The 14,653-nt window shown below is 55.4% G+C and carries 11 protein-coding genes and 1 tRNA gene; 4 read left to right on the forward strand and 8 right to left on the reverse strand.

Annotation, left to right across the window (positions count from 1 at the left end; all coding sequences use genetic code 11):
* Window positions 1-87: 87 nt before the first annotated feature.
* The 8 genes from G506_RS0109675 to G506_RS0109710 form a co-directional block, all read right to left on the reverse strand.
* Window positions 88-1,722 (reverse strand): FGGY-family carbohydrate kinase, encoded by a 1,635-nt coding sequence (locus G506_RS0109675; protein ID WP_028116687.1) that lies wholly within the window; start codon window positions 1,720-1,722, stop codon window positions 88-90.
* Window positions 1,723-1,731: 9 nt separating this feature from the next.
* Window positions 1,732-2,691 carry an ABC transporter permease gene (locus tag G506_RS0109680; protein ID WP_028116688.1) on the reverse strand — a complete coding sequence of 320 codons (960 nt, stop codon included), beginning with the start codon at window positions 2,689-2,691 and terminating at the stop codon, window positions 1,732-1,734.
* Window positions 2,691-3,674, reverse strand: a complete 984-nt coding sequence (locus tag G506_RS0109685; protein ID WP_028116689.1) for an ABC transporter permease — start codon at window positions 3,672-3,674, stop codon at window positions 2,691-2,693. The genes G506_RS0109680 and G506_RS0109685 overlap by 1 nt, the downstream gene beginning before the upstream one ends.
* On the reverse strand, window positions 3,667-5,163 hold the full coding sequence (locus G506_RS0109690; RefSeq protein WP_028116690.1) for a sugar ABC transporter ATP-binding protein: 1,497 nt from the start codon (window positions 5,161-5,163) through the stop codon (window positions 3,667-3,669). Before G506_RS0109690 ends, G506_RS0109685 begins: the two co-directional genes overlap by 8 nt.
* A 120-nt stretch (window positions 5,164-5,283) precedes the next feature.
* Window positions 5,284-6,258, reverse strand: a complete 975-nt coding sequence (locus tag G506_RS0109695; protein ID WP_028116691.1) for an autoinducer 2 ABC transporter substrate-binding protein — start codon at window positions 6,256-6,258, stop codon at window positions 5,284-5,286.
* Between the two features lie 512 nt (window positions 6,259-6,770).
* A tRNA-Pro gene (locus tag G506_RS0109700) sits at window positions 6,771-6,847 on the reverse strand.
* An 81-nt stretch (window positions 6,848-6,928) separates the two neighbouring features.
* Window positions 6,929-8,713 carry a DUF3413 domain-containing protein gene (locus G506_RS0109705; protein ID WP_028116692.1) on the reverse strand — a complete coding sequence of 595 codons (1,785 nt, stop codon included), beginning with the start codon at window positions 8,711-8,713 and terminating at the stop codon, window positions 6,929-6,931.
* 78 nt (window positions 8,714-8,791) lie between these two features.
* Complete coding sequence (locus G506_RS0109710) at window positions 8,792-9,019, reverse strand: YejL family protein (RefSeq protein WP_028116693.1); 228 nt, start codon at window positions 9,017-9,019, stop codon at window positions 8,792-8,794.
* 74 nt (window positions 9,020-9,093) lie between these two features.
* Here G506_RS0109710 and yejK point away from each other — a divergent pair, with 74 nt between their 5' ends.
* The 4 genes from yejK to G506_RS0109730 all read left to right on the forward strand — a co-directional run bounded on the left by yejK (window position 9,094) and on the right by G506_RS0109730 (window position 14,653).
* On the forward strand, window positions 9,094-10,137 hold the full coding sequence (gene yejK, locus G506_RS0109715; RefSeq protein WP_028116694.1) for a nucleoid-associated protein YejK: 1,044 nt from the start codon (window positions 9,094-9,096) through the stop codon (window positions 10,135-10,137).
* A 255-nt stretch (window positions 10,138-10,392) separates the two neighbouring features.
* Window positions 10,393-11,709, forward strand: a complete 1,317-nt coding sequence (locus G506_RS0109720; RefSeq protein WP_035387230.1) for a nucleoside recognition domain-containing protein — start codon at window positions 10,393-10,395, stop codon at window positions 11,707-11,709.
* 143 nt (window positions 11,710-11,852) lie between these two features.
* Window positions 11,853-14,201 (forward strand): DNA polymerase III subunit gamma/tau, encoded by a 2,349-nt coding sequence (gene dnaX / locus G506_RS19425; protein WP_169628094.1) that lies wholly within the window; start codon window positions 11,853-11,855, stop codon window positions 14,199-14,201.
* A gap of 122 nt (window positions 14,202-14,323) precedes the next feature.
* Entirely contained in the window at window positions 14,324-14,653 is a 330-nt protein-coding gene (locus tag G506_RS0109730; protein WP_028116696.1) for a YbaB/EbfC family nucleoid-associated protein, read from the forward strand.

A 14,653-nucleotide genomic window follows, 5' to 3' on the forward strand; every position in this document is an offset into this window, starting at 1 on the left:
GACCTGTAGTGGAGGCGCGGTAATGGTGAAAAAAAGCCCGCGAGGGATTAACCGTCGCGGGCTGTAGGTCAGGCTAACATTCAGCGGTTAGAACTCGGCCATCATCGCTTTGTAGGCGCAATCGTCCTGATACATCTGCTGGAACACCTGATATTTGGCGTCGTAGTAGCGTTTGCTCTTGGCGGTTTGCGGAGTCACGGTTTTGCCGATGCGGCTCATGGCGTTCATCGCGTCTGGAATGTCGCTGTAACTGCCGGCGGCAACCGCGCCCAGCATCGCTGAGCCCAGCAGTACCGCTTCCGCTTCTTCTGGCAATAGCATTGCACAACCAGTGGCGTTGGCGTGCTCTTGGATAAATACCGGATTTTTGGTGCCGCCGCCGCAGGCCATGATGGTGTCGATGCGGTAACCGGCGCCGTTTTTCTCTTCAATAATATGTCGGGTACCCAGCGCTACCGCTTGAATGGTGGCCAGATATTGCAGCGCCATATCATCCAAGGTTTTGTTCATGGTTAGGCCGGTCATCGAGCCGGTCAGGTGCGGGTTGGCCCGTGGTGAACGGTTGCCGTGGAAGTAGGGCAGCACGTGACGATCGCGGGTCAGATAAGCGATATCTTCCTTGCTGCCTGCCATCGCCAGCAGCGCATCGTTGAGCAGTTCATAGATGGTCTTGCCTGCCGCTTGCGCTTGTTCCAGTGCTTGGCCGTGGAACGGGTGGGCGGCAATCACATGATCGATCAATGCCCCGGTAGCGGATTGGCCGCCCTCGTTGAGCCAGTAGCCCGGGATCATCGCGCTGTAGTAGGCGCCCCAAATGCCATCGATAAAACGGGCGGTTTTGGAGACGGTCATATGGCAGCTGGAGGTGCCGCCGATCAGCGCCAGACGGGTATCAAAATCCGCCGCTTCGCCGGTCATCCCAGCGGCGCCGAGGACGCCAATGCCACCGGCGTGGGCATCGATGATTGAGGTGCCCACTTTGGTGCCGCGCACCAAGCCCAGCTCTTGCGCGGCTTTGGTGGACAGGCCATTACCCAGCGGTGCGCCCATCGGTTTGATTTCGCTGCCGATACGACGGGCGTTGTTGTCTAGCAGATCTTCCAGGCCAATGGACTCAAAGTAGCTCTTATCCCACTTGTCTTCGTGGCCAAGGTAGGTCCATTTACACACGGTCGAGCACAGCGAGCGGCTGTCGTCGCCGGTGGCTTTCCAGGTCAGAAAATCCGGCAGATCGAAGAAGTAACCGGCGTTGCTCCACGTGGTTGGCATGTTCTCTTTCAGCCACAGCAGTTTCGGTGTTTGCATCTCTGGCGAGATGGTGTTGCCAACAAACGCCAGCACTGGATGCTTACCGGCGTTGATCCGATCCGCTTGGGCAATCGCGCGGTGATCCATCCACATAATGATGTTCTGCTCGCTGCGGCCGGTTGGGCTGGCGGTCAGCGGCAGGCCTTGTTTATCCAGCACCACCATCGAACAGGTGGCATCAAAGCCGATCCCTTTAACCTGAATTGGTTCGATGCCGGATTGCGCAAGGGCATCGCGTACCGCGAGGCAAACGCAGTGCCAGATGTCGTCGGAGGATTGCTCAACGAAGTTGGCTTTTGGCTTAAAGATCTGGATGTCGCGCTTGGCTTCACCGGCCTTACGACCTTGGGCATCAAATACCCCAGCGCGGGCACTGCCACTACCGACATCAACACCAATGAAATAGCTGGTCATATTCGATTCCTATGCTTTGTATTTTTGCAGGGCGATAAACAGGATCAGGATCCCGCCCCACAGTGCCATGGTCAGGTAGCTGGAAACGCCCAGCAGGTTCAGGCCACTTTCTAAGGTTTGCAGTACCACCAGCGCCAAACCGATGCCGATGATCCGGCCAAAACCGCCATCGGGGTTAATCCCGCCCAGTACCGACGCCAAAATCGCTACCAGCAGGTAGGACTCGCCGTAACCGGCTTTGGCGGAGTTAAACTTAGCCATCATGATGATCGCCGCCACCCAGCACAGGATGGAGGAGAGGATGTAGACGTACACCAGTGACTTTTTGGTGTTGATGCCACTAAAACGGCTGGCGGTTTCGTTAGAGCCGATCAGGTAGATAGCACGTCCCAGCGGGGTGTGTTCCAGCACCGCCCACAGCGCCATTGCGAACAGCACGAACAGCACCAGCGGCATTGGAATGCCGGCGATTGCGCCATTACCCAAGCTTTGCAGTGCCTCTGGGAAGCCGGAGATCACGCTGCCTTCGGAGATCAGCACGTTTAGGCCGTTGATAAAGGTCATCATCCCCAAGGTCGCCAGAATCGGTGATACGCCGACATAGGCGATCAACACACCATTAGCGATACCGATGACGATGGCAGTCACCAGACCGGCCGCCAGCGCGGTGGCCAGCATGGCGCTGCTGTTTGGATCTTGAGTAATGATGCTAGCCATCACCAGCGAACAGGCGTTGGCGGTAGCGATGATCGACAGGTTAATGCCGCCGGTCAGCATACAGACCGCCATCGCTAGGGCGAAGATCCCCAGCAGCGGCATCTGCGATGACATCGATTGCAGGTTGGCCAGCGAGAAAAAGGTGCTGCCCGAAGTAGCGGCCATCAGCGCCAGAATGGCCACTAGGATCACCAGCAGATAGCGGATATTGCGATCGCTTGGCAGTTTCAGCGCGTTGATTACGGAGTCCATCAGATCGCCTTCTTAGCTTGTTGTTTTTCGTTGAGCGCGGTGATGCTGATGCTCAGCAGGATGATCAAACCGGTCACCACGGTGTGCCAGTAGGATGGTACCCCCAGCAGGGTCAGGCCGTTTTTCAGGATAGCCAGCAGCGCCACCCCTAAAATCACCCCCAGCAGCGAACCTTTGCCGCCGTTCATGCTGGTGCCGCCGAGTATCACTGCCGCTAGCACGCCCAGTTCAAAGCCCATCAGTGCGTTCGGCGCCACCGATTGGGTGATCTGCATCTGCACGATGGCGGCAATACCCGCCAGCGCGCCCATGTAGCCGTAGACGAACAGATTGAGGCCAAACAGGTTTACGCCGATGCGACTGGCGGCATCGGCGTTGCCACCGATGGCGTAAATTTGCCGACCGATGCGGGTTTTGCCCATCAGCAGCGAGGTAATGGCGATGGTGCCCAGCAGCACCATGATTGGCAGATTAAGGGCGTAGTCGTAGCCGTCGCTGCCGACAAACGGCAGCACTTCGACGCCGTTCATAAACCAATCGTCAAAGCCATACAGCCATTCGCCGTTGCTGAAGTAGATCAGCGCGCCAAAGTAGACGTTGAGCATGGCGATGGTGATGATGATCGCCGGCACTTTCAGCTTGTACACCAAGGCGGCGTTGATCATCCCCAGCAGGATGCCGATGGCGGCGGCCATCGCAAACGCCAGCGGGAAGTTACCGCCGTTGGCGAGAATGTAACTGGCGGTTAGGTACTGGGCGATAGAGGCAGTAGCTGGGAATGAGATATCGATGCCACCGGCGATCAACACCACAAACAGACCGCAGGCCATGATCCCCAGAATTGCCGAGCTAACGGTCATATCGAAGATGTTGCCAAGGGTCATAAAGTCTTCGCTGGCGACGGTTAAGCCGGCCACCAACAACAGCGTCAATGCCGCCAGATGAAACTCGTGGCTGTGCAATAGGCGTTTAAAATCAGGCATTGACTGCCTCCATGATCTCCTGCTCGGTGCAGCAGGCTGGGTGGAACTGGTGGGTAAAGCGACCGTCTTTCATGACGATCACCCGATGGCTGTTGAAGTAGACCTCTGGGATCTCATCGCTGACCATCAAAATCGCCATCCCTTTGGCGGCCAAGTCTTTGGCGATCTGGTAGATGCTCTCTTTGTTGGCGATATCAACACCGACGGTCGGCGCATCCAAGATCAGCACTTGCGGCTCGGCGGCAATCCATTTGGCGATGGCGATGCGCTGGGCATTACCACCGGATAGGCTGGTGACCGGCAGTTTTGGATCGGACACTTTGATCGACAGCGATTCAATCAAGCGGCTCACCAGTGAGTTGGCTTTGCCATGATCAAGTCGACCTTTATTGCTTAGCCGCGGCAAAATCGCGGCGGTGGTGTTGTCGCTGATGCTTTGGTTCATCACCAAGCCGGTGGTCATCCGGTCTTCGGTAACGTAGCCGATGCCGTGCTTGATGGCGTCGCGGTTATGCCGCAACGATACCGTTTGGCCATTAACCAGGATCTCGCCGCTGTCGGGTTTGCTCATGCCAAACAGGCTTAGGCACAGTTCGCTGCGGCCAGAGCCCAGCAGACCGGTGATCGACACAATTTCGCCGGCGCGCAGGGTCAGATCGATATCGGCAAATTGTCCCTGTTTGCTCAGTTTGTTGGTTGCCAACAGCACATCGCTGCCGTCGGTTTTAGCAGTGAATTCGCCGATAGGGGAGAACTCAAACCGTTGGCCAGTCATCAGGTAGGCCAGCTCGTCGCTGTCGACCTCGTCGGCGTTGTAGGTGCCGATGGTTACGCCGTCGCGGATCACGGTGATGCGATCGGAGATCTCCATCACCTCATCCAGTTTGTGGCTCACGAACACCACGGTGATGCCGCGGGCTTTTAAGTCCGACACCACTTTAATCAGGTTGTTGACCTCGGTGCGGGTGAGCGAGGCGGTTGGCTCATCCATGATCACCAGCTTGGCATCGGCGGCCATCGCGCGGCAGATCGCCACCAACTGACACTGGGCGATCGACAGTTGTTCAACGCGCTTATCCAGCGGCAACTCGACTCCGACTTTGTTCATCGCCTCGATGGCGATGGCGCGCAGTCGCTTTTTGCTAGCAAAACCTTGGTACCACTTGATGTGATCCTGAACCGCGATGTTTTCATACACGGTGAGGTTGGGGAACAGCGACAGGTCTTGGTAGATCACCTGCACGCCGTGATTGATCGACTGCTGCGGGGTCAGACGGCTGTACTGTTTGCCGTTGATGATGATCTGCGCCCCTTGCTCTGGCGCATGCACGCCGGAGATCACTTTAAACAGGGTGCTTTTGCCACAGCCGTTTTTGCCTGCTAAGCAGTGCACTTCGCCGCGATTGAAGCTGAGGTTGATGTCGCTTAATGCCTTTACCGAGCCAAAGTGCTTGGAGACGTTTTTCAGCGTGATGAATTCGTTGGACATGGGATCTTGCGGATAACCAGGGGTCGATTCGAGTGCCGTCGCCAACTGGCGGCGGAGTAAGAAGCGAGCCCCACAACTGCGGGGCTCATTATTGGTTGGCTCAGTGGCCATTGTCAGCGCTTAGAAGCCGAGGCTGCGGGCGTTGTTCTTGTCCACTTCGAGGATCTTGTTGAACTTCACTACGCGGGTGTCGCTGTTCACTTCAGCGGCGCCAAGGTTCTTGATCTCAAGGCCGTTTTTGACCTGCTGACCATCCAGCATCATCTTGGCTACCGATACCAGCGCGTAACCGGCGTCCGCAGGGTTCCACAGGAAGCCCTTGTCGATTTCGCCGCGCATCAGGTAAGGCGCTGCTTGGCTTGGCATCAGGATGCCAACGGTGTTGATCTTGTTCTTAGCGCGCTTTTTCTTAATTGCTTCACCGGCGCCAATCAGACCCAAAGAGCCGTAAGATACGATGCCGGTCATATCTGGGTGGGCTTTCATTAGATCGTTAGTGGCGGCGTAAGAGGCATCGACGCTTTCAGCCACTGGCATCCGCGAGGTGACTTCGTACATCTCTGGGTAGGTTGCTTTCTGGTAGGCGATTGCCAGATCCGCCCAGTTGTTGTGCAGTGGTACGGTCAGCGAGCCAACGTAAACCGCGTAACCGCCTTTGCCGCCCATGTGTTTAGCCAGTTCATCCATGGTCGCTTTGGCGTAAGCGGCGTTATCTAGGGTCTCGATATCCCAATCGGCACCGTGGCCATCTGGGGATTCGTGGGTCAGTACCACGATGCCTTGCTCGCGCGCCTTCTTAAATACTGGCTCCAGCACGGTTACGTCGTTTGGTACCACGGTGATGGCATCCACGCCTTTGGCGATCAAATCTTCGATGATCTTTACCTGCTGCGCTGGATCTGGGGTAGATGGGCCCACTTGGCGTGCGTTTACGCCCAAGTCGGTGGCGGCCAGTTCAACGCCTTTATTCATCTGGTTGAACCATGGAATGCCGGCCACTTTAACCACGTTAACGATCTCGTAGTCTTTGGCACTTACGCCGGCAGTCAGCATCGCGAGAGACAGTGCAGCTACTTTGAAGATTGATTTTTTCACCTTAATTCACCTTAACCTTGATGCAGACTAACCTGCGTTTTGATGGCGAAAATATAAATCCAGCCCCTGCTGATTTCCGTTCGTCACTGGGGTTTTGTGATCGCTGACCAAAATCGTGAAAACGCGGGAAAATTGGTGAAAACAAAAGGTTAAATTGGGCAACTGATGAAATTAAACGACGTCACATTGGTTGCGTGATAACGTTGCCGCAACAATGATGTTTGATGGTGATTACATTACTAAAGTGAAAGCGTGTGAATTCACAGGATTGCTCAGAGTGGTGGCGAATTTTGATTGGTGATTCGTGAGTGAAGTCACTTTATGACTGCGAGGACACTGTGAAATCTTAATGGCGTTACAGTATTGATATTAAAGCAGGGTGTTTAATTGGTCAATAAATCGTCACAAACTGTAATTGAATAACGTTGCCGACCGACAAGTGTCTGAGGCGATATAAATGCAAACACGAAAAAGCCCGCAGTTCGATGAACTGCGGGCTTAATCTGAATTAGTGGTCGGCCAGAGAGGATTTGAACCTCCGACCCCTGACACCCCATGACAGTGCGCTACCTGGCTGCGCTACTGGCCGACTTCGAAATCAATCTTAAAGGGCGACCGCGAAATTGCAATAGGCCTTTGAGTTAACTGACGTTTGTTTGCGCACTTTGGTCTATTGAGCCAAGAAGCGGCCGCCTTCTTCCATCATCTGCAGTAGGGTCTGCACGTCCAAATTGGCGTCGCTTTGGCGCTGGTAGTCGTGATTAAACATCCGGTAGTCGCCCCGGTTATCGACCACGGTGGTGGCACTGTCGGTTTGCACCGCAAAGGCGCGACTGTTGCCCATTACCAAGTAAGGTCGTGGGTTTGGTTGATACAGATCGGCGCCTAAGCTGTAGTCGCTGCTGGGGTTGGTGCAGCCGAGCAGTTGCGTCATCAGCGCCGGTGCCAAACCGTAGTGGCTGGTTTGGTAGTTGATCTCTCGCGCTGGTTGGTGTGGCCAGCGGATCAACAGCGGCGTGGCGGTGGCGGCGATGCTGAAATCGTTACTGTCGCTGGCGCGCATATCGGTGGAAAAGCGGTGGCCGTTGTTGCCGGTGATGATCAACAGGGTGTCATCGCCAGCGGCCGCGACTAGCCGTTGCAACTGGCCGTCGATAAATCGCAGCGACTGTCGATATTGGTTGAACAGCACCAACTGGGCAGCATTCAGTTCAAAATCGGCGCGGATGGTTGGCATCCCTTGATAACCGATAGGGGTGCTGTAATCCGCGGGAGCGCGCAGGCCAACGATGTTCACTTGTGGTTGGTTGTGATTGGCGATGGTGGCGATCACACTGTTAACCACATTGATGTCTCGTTCGGCGGTCACCGCATCGCCTTCACTGGCAATTTGCTCAATGCCGCTAAGCCAGTGCAGGTTGCTGCTGTTGATGCTTAGGCCGAATTGATTTAGCTGATAGCCGTTGGCCAGCAACTGCGCCGTCAGTACCGGGGCAGATTGATCCAGCGCCAGCGGCTCTTGGTAATTGGGCAACATGCCATAGAGCAGGTTGTATAAGCCGATATCGGCCTGATTGCTGGCCGCACTGTGGCGCTTAAACCAATGGCTTTGACCGGCAAGCTTGGTCAGAAATGGCATGGTTTCGGCGCTGACCATATCACTGCGCCAGCCTTCAACCAGCACCATCAGTACATCGGGGGTTCGCTCTGCATGGCATTGCAGCGGTGCCAATGGGTAATGCAGTAATGCACTGTCGCCGGGAGAGGATTGCAACACCCCTAATTCGCGACCGTCCATCAGCCCCTGTTCTTGGATTAGGGTGCGGGCGGTGGCCGGATAGTGCAGCGGGAAAATCTTGTCTTGGGCGACAATCGGCCGATAGCCGGTGGCATCAGCCCAGATATGGATAAGATGGGAACCAACAAAGCAGCTTAGCAACAGCGCCACCACTTTGTTGCCCATCCGCTTACGGCGCACCTTATCCAACCGCTTCCATAAGCCGTTGGCAATCACTAATTGCAGTGCCAGCAGGGCGACCGGTACCACCGCTAAAATGGTTGAGTCCAATAGCGAGGTGATATCGGTACTGGCGATATCCAGCAAAAACGGATTGAGGTGCAGCCGATAGTGGGAATAGATCTCACCATCGAAGGCCAGCAAGGTCAGCCCTGCGGTGGCGATAACCGCTGCGACGCCGCGCAAAATGTGCGAAAACGGCAGCGCAAAGGTCAGCGGAAACAGCACAAACAGATAGACCGCAAAGGCCAAAAATGCACTGTGGCCGACCAAGTTGATCGCCATGTAGAACTGCCCAAGCAGCGTTTCTGGCATGCCATGCACGAACAGATAGCGACTGCCAACCAGCATCGCTAAAAGCATATTGATAAAGGTGAACCAGTGACCCCAGAGGATCAGCGGCGATACATGATCTTTGCTGTGTTCGCTAAATGGCATGTTATGGCTTCAAGCCTTAATGGTGGCAACTATCCTACGGTGAATATTGCTGGTTATCCAGCCAGCAAATTTAATTGTTTACGCGTCGTCACCAGCGGCAACGGACGCCTGCAGGGCGGCGGCGAACTGCTTGGCGATGGCGGCGCGGCTCGCTGGCGCAACTTTGCTGTTGATGACGATAGTCGCGGCATTGCCCAGCGACATCAGCGCCAGATCGGTTGGGGTTTTGTGTTTTTCCAGCACCGCCAGCAGATCCGCCAACAGTTCTTCTACCTGTTGGTTGCTGTATTTTGAAACGATAGCCATGGGGATTTCCTGTGATGTTGTAAAATCGGCGCGATATAATACTCGCTTTTACAGCTGACCTCTATTGCCATCCTATGAGTATTAAAATCGACCAAGCGATTATCCACACCGTCCATCAGGACAGTGCGGGCCAGTTGGAGTGCCGTCTGCGGGCCCAGCCACTGAAACAGTCTTTGGCTGCTGATGATTTGATAGCCGAACTGCACCGTCTATACACCGCCAAAGCCGGTAAGGGTTATGGCCACTTCGGAGTACCGCTGAATGAAGACGGTTCGCCGGCTGGTGAAGCCAATGAAGCATTCGAGCAGGCGCTACACCAGTGGCAAGGCGGTGAACTGGGCTTTGTCGAGTTTACTGCAGAGGCGGGTAAATTGCTGGGACAGGAACTGGCTAAATATGAGTTTGCTACCGGCGGCTATCTGCTGCTGGCGCACTACAGCCACATTGCCAGCCAATACCTGTTCGTGTCGTTGATGTCGGCCAAGCCATCGGTGGCGGTGTCGTCAGAGATGGAACTGCAGGGGATGGAGCACTTAGACCTGTCCAATATGCAGCTGACCGCGCGCATCGACTTGACCGAAATGAAAGCCGATCCGACCTCAAAGAAGTACATCTCCTTTGTTAAGGGACGTGCTGGCCGCAAGATTGCTGATTTCTTCTTGGACTTTATGGGCTGCATTGAGGGCATCGACGCTAAAAAGCAGAACAAAGCGTTGATGCAAGCGGTAGACGACTATGTTGGTCAAGCGGAATTGGATAAATCCGAGCAGCAACAGTGCCGCGATGCGGTATTTGATTACTGTAAAGCGCAGATCGCCGTTGGTGATACCGTGCAACTGCGGGACATTGCCGATGAGTTTGCCGATCGTGGTTTGGAATCCTTCCACCAGTTTACCTCGGATGGCAGCTACGACTTGGCCGAGGAGTTCCCTGCGGATCAAAGCACCCTGCGCCAGTTGAAGAAGTTCGCTGGCACCGGTGGTGGGGTGTCCATCAGCTTTGACGCGCAACATTTAGGTGAACGAGTTCAATGGGATCCAGTGCGTGACACCATAACTATTCAGGGTGTGCCGCCAAACCTGTTAGAGCAATTGATGCGCCGCAACGGCAGCCAGTAGCACTAGCAACCTCAGAGCGCATCGCTATGCAAACGGCTGTTGTGAATAATTACCCGTTAAAGCTGAATGTAACACTGTGATCTGTATCAACAAGGGGCGCTTCGGCGCCCTTTTCAATTGCAGCACTAGGCGTTAGCATACCGCTCCAAAATAGGCTTCGAAAATGAATGGCTATTCAAGCCCAACCGAAGCTAATGCAAACGACTGCCGCAGACTCTCGATAACATGACCAATAACACCACTCGGAACATTTTGATGTTCCTGCTGCCATCCCTACTGGGGATGTTCCTGTTTATGACCCCAATCCCGTATGAGGGCAACTTCACCATTCCAATCGCGATGCTTAAAGATTGGTTGCTGGGATTGATTGGTGATTCGGTTAAGCCGCTGGTGGCGGTGGTGATCATCAGTTCCGCGCTGGCCAGCATTGTGGTCAAGCTGATCAAACCGAAAGCGGTATTACAAAACGCCTTTCTTGATGGCTTGCTTAACCCAACTCCGGTGTGGTTTGTGATCCGAGTGCTGGCGGCGCTGTTTGTGTTGATGATCACCTTTGGCTTTGGTCCAGAGATGATCAAAGGCGGCAGCACTGGTGCATTCGTATTTAACGATCTGATGCCAACCTTGTTTGCGGTGTTTCTGTTTGCCGGCTCGTTGTTGCCGCTGCTAACCAATTTTGGCTTGCTGGAATTGGTCGGTAGCCTGCTGACGCGGGTGATGCGTCCGTTGTTTAACCTACCAGGTCGTTCGGCGATCAACTGTTTGGCGTCATGGCTCGGTGATGGCTCGGTTGGGGTGTTGATGTCCTCCAAGCAATATGAAGACAAACTCTATACCCAGCGGGAAGCGGCGATCATTGGCACCACGTTCTCGGCGGTATCTATCAGCTTCTCGCTGGTGGTGATTGCTCAGGTAGGTTTGGAAGATATGTTTGTGCCGTTCTACCTGACCGTCTGTGCGGCGGGTCTGGTGTGCGCCCTGATCGTGCCGCGTCTGCCGCCGCTGTCGAACAAAAAAGACCTGCTGATTGATGGCAGCCAGCGTGAATTTGATATTGAAGCGCTGCCAGCAGGGCAAAACGTATGGCAGTTTGGCTACCAAAATGCGCTGAACGTGGCGGCGGAAGTGGACAGCTTACGCAGTGTTGCCAAGATGAGCCTGAAAAACGCCGTTGATATGGTGTTTGGCGTACTACCAGTGGTGATGGCAATCGGTACCATGGGCCTGATCATCGCCGAATACACGCCAATCTTTGCTTGGTTGGGTGCCCCATTTGTGCCGCTGCTGGAACTGCTGCAGATCCCATTCGCCAAAGAAGCGTCAGAGACCATGGTGGTTGGTTTTGCCGATATGTTTATCCCATCGGTACTGGCCAGCACCATCGACAACGACATGACCAAGTTTGTGATTGCGGTGCTGTCGGTGACTCAGCTGATCTTTATGTCTGAAATTGGTGCGTTATTGCTGGGCTCGCGGGTGCCGGTAAAAGCCTGGGAACTGTTTGTGATCTTCCTGCTGCGTACCCTGGTTTCGCTGCCAGTGATCGCCGCAGCAGCACACCTGTTGTTCTAACAACCAAAACATGACTGACGCGAGGCCGCAACCCTAGGGTTGCGGCCTTTTTATTTATGGCAAAGGCCAGTGTCGGACTCGGATTTTTGGCCGCCCAATGGTACTCTCACAGGCAGTTTTGTAAGTATATCGACTGGTATTTCATGTCTTATCAGGTTTTGGCGCGCAAATGGCGACCAGCCTCTTTTGAACAAGTGGTCGGGCAGGAACACGTTCTTAAAGCCCTGACTCACGCGCTGCAGCATAACCGTCTGCACCACGCTTATTTGTTCACCGGCACCCGTGGTGTTGGTAAAACCTCGATCGCCCGTTTGCTGGCTAAGGGATTGAACTGTGAGCAGGGCATTACCGCTACCCCATGTGGCACATGCGATAGCTGTGTTGAGATCAGCCAGGGTCGTTTTGTCGATCTGCTGGAGATCGATGCTGCTTCGCGCACCAAGGTTGATGACACCCGCGAGATCCTTGACAACGTGCAGTACCAGCCGGTGCGTGGCCGTTTTAAGGTGTACCTGATTGACGAGGTGCACATGCTCTCGCGTCACAGCTTTAATGCGCTGTTAAAGACCTTGGAAGAGCCGCCAGAGCACGTCAAATTCCTGCTGGCGACCACCGATCCGCAAAAATTGCCGGTCACGGTGTTGTCCCGTTGCTTGCAGTTCAACCTCAAAAGCGTGCAGCCGCAGCGCATCAGCCAACACTTGGCGACGGTACTGGATGCTGAACAGATCAGCTACGAATCGGCGGCACTGGATCTGATCGCTCGCGCCGCCGACGGTTCAGTACGTGATGGCATGAGTCTGACTGATCAAGCGATTGCCCATGGCGCTGGCAGCTTAATTCTGGCTCAAGTACAGGGAATGCTGGGCACCATCGACAGTCGTTATGCGCTGCAGCTGCTTAATGGTCTGTGTGCCGGTGAGCCAGCGCAACTGTTGCAAGTGCTGGAAGAGGTTGAACAGTTCGCCCCAGACCACGATGAGTTATTGCGGCAACTGGCGGCGCTGATGCATCAACTGGCGCTGCTGCAATTCAATCTTAAGCCGCATTCTGAGTTGGCTGATAACCATGTACTGCAAGGGGTGGCGTCACAGCTGGATCGCGAACAGGTGCAACTGTGGTATCAGATTTTGATTCAAGGCCGCAGTGATCTGGTGTTAGCGCCAGATCCCCGCAGCGGTCTGGAGATGGTGCTGTTGCGGGCGTTGGCGTTTGCTCCGGCGGTCGAAGTGGCACCGATGCAAGCTAAGCAAGTTACTCCGGTAGTGTTGGCTCCGGCAGCGGTTGCCCATGTCCAAGCGGCAGCATCGACCACCGTGGCAGAGGCGGCAACCGCCAGCGAAGCGACTTCGGCGTCAGTTGATGCGCCAGCGCCAGTGGCAACCGCCGCGACCATGACCATGACCAAACCAGAGCCGATGACCGACACCGCGGCGATCTCTGCCGAAGAAGCATTGGCGGCAGAGCAGATCGCCTTAGAAAGGCAGGCGCAGCAGTTAGCTCAATCGGGATCCGATAGCCAAGGTCGTCCACAACCTCTGCAGCCAGAGGTACCACAGTATCAGGATGAGGCGGCGATGTTGGCGGCGATGGACGCCGAGCAAGAGCTGCTGATGTCGCAAGCGGCCGAGCACTTTGATGATTATCAGCCAGAGGATTATCAGCCATCGCCAGCCGCACCGACCGCAGCCTCAGCGGCAGTAGATGACAGCGATCCGTTGGCACTGATGAAGCAGATTTTGGCGGAGGAGAAGGCGCAGCGTGAGCACTTTGCTGTTGATGAACAGCCTAGTGAGGACGCGCCGGGAAAGGCTGATGCCGCAGCGCCGACTGCGGCGTCAGCAAGCTCAGCACCACGAACCTTAGCCCGGCCACCGCAGCGGCAGCAGCCAGCGCCGGCAGTCGACAACGATCCGCCGCCGTGGGCATTGGATGATGCCCCAGCAGTGCAACCGGTTGCGCAGCAGCAGGCCCCAGAGCCAATGCTGCCAATTGGTCAGCGGCCGCAGCAGATCGAAACGCCGCCAGCCACGGCACCGAGCGCGGTTGTCGCCGCGCCGGTTGCCGCGGATCTGCCGTTAACCGTGCCGGCTGCCGACGAAGAACGCGAGCTGGATATGCAGTGGTATGGCGCCATTGGCCGGTTAGGCATTGGGGCCCGACCTCGACAGTTGGCGATCAATTCGGTGTTGCAACGAGATGGCGAACAGGTGGTGTTGAATCTGCGCCCAGAGCAGCGCCACTTGAACAGCGATAGCGTTGTTGGGCCATTGCAGCAGGCACTGGAAACCCTATGGCAGCAAGCGGTCAGCCTGCGGATCGAGATCAACCCGATGCCGAATCGAGAAACGCCGCTGGAGATCCGCCGTCGCCGTCAGCGTGAAAAGCTGGAGCAGGCTAAGGTGGATCTGCAAGCGGATCCGGTGGTGCAGTGGTTTGCTAACGAATTGGATGCCTACCTGTTGGAAGATTCCGTCGCTTATAACGGCTAAGCGTGCAGGTCTAGCGTCACAGAAATTGGCTGGGACAAAGCCAAGCCGGGGCTAACCCCTTGTCGGCCTGACTGGTTCAGGTACACTTTGTCCCGATTTTTCCCCCAAATTGAGAGATTACTATGTTTGGTAAAGGTGGAATGGGCGGCCTGATGAAGCAGGCCCAGCAGATGCAAGAGCGCATGCAAAAAGCCCAAGAAGAGATCGCCAAGATGGAAGCGACCGGTGAATCCGGTGCTGGCCTTGTGAAGATCACCATCAACGGCGCCCACAACGTACGCCGCGTCGAAATTGACGACAGCCTGATGGAAGACGACAAAGAGATGCTGGAAGATCTGATCGCTGCGGCGTTCAATGACGCCGCTCGTCGCATCGAAGAAGGTCAAAAAGCCAAGATGGCGGAAGTGACCGGTGGCATGAAGCTGCCACCTGGCATGAAGATGCCGTTCTAA

Source organism: Ferrimonas senticii DSM 18821 (assembly GCF_000422665.1).
GTDB lineage: Bacteria > Pseudomonadota > Gammaproteobacteria > Enterobacterales > Shewanellaceae > Ferrimonas > Ferrimonas senticii.

Coding starts and splice junctions, on each gene's coding strand:
- G506_RS0109685 (WP_028116689.1), bottom strand. CDS start 3,674: ATGCCTGATTTTAAACGCCTATTGCACAGCCACGAGTTTCATCTGGCG.
- dnaX (WP_169628094.1), top strand. CDS start 11,853: ATGTCTTATCAGGTTTTGGCGCGCAAATGGCGACCAGCCTCTTTTGAA.
- yejK (WP_028116694.1), top strand. CDS start 9,094: ATGAGTATTAAAATCGACCAAGCGATTATCCACACCGTCCATCAGGAC.
- G506_RS0109730 (WP_028116696.1), top strand. CDS start 14,324: ATGTTTGGTAAAGGTGGAATGGGCGGCCTGATGAAGCAGGCCCAGCAG.
- G506_RS0109680 (WP_028116688.1), bottom strand. CDS start 2,691: ATGGACTCCGTAATCAACGCGCTGAAACTGCCAAGCGATCGCAATATC.
- G506_RS0109710 (WP_028116693.1), bottom strand. CDS start 9,019: ATGGCTATCGTTTCAAAATACAGCAACCAACAGGTAGAAGAACTGTTG.
- G506_RS0109720 (WP_035387230.1), top strand. CDS start 10,393: ATGTTCCTGCTGCCATCCCTACTGGGGATGTTCCTGTTTATGACCCCA.
- G506_RS0109690 (WP_028116690.1), bottom strand. CDS start 5,163: ATGTCCAACGAATTCATCACGCTGAAAAACGTCTCCAAGCACTTTGGC.
- G506_RS0109675 (WP_028116687.1), bottom strand. CDS start 1,722: ATGACCAGCTATTTCATTGGTGTTGATGTCGGTAGTGGCAGTGCCCGC.
- G506_RS0109705 (WP_028116692.1), bottom strand. CDS start 8,713: ATGCCATTTAGCGAACACAGCAAAGATCATGTATCGCCGCTGATCCTC.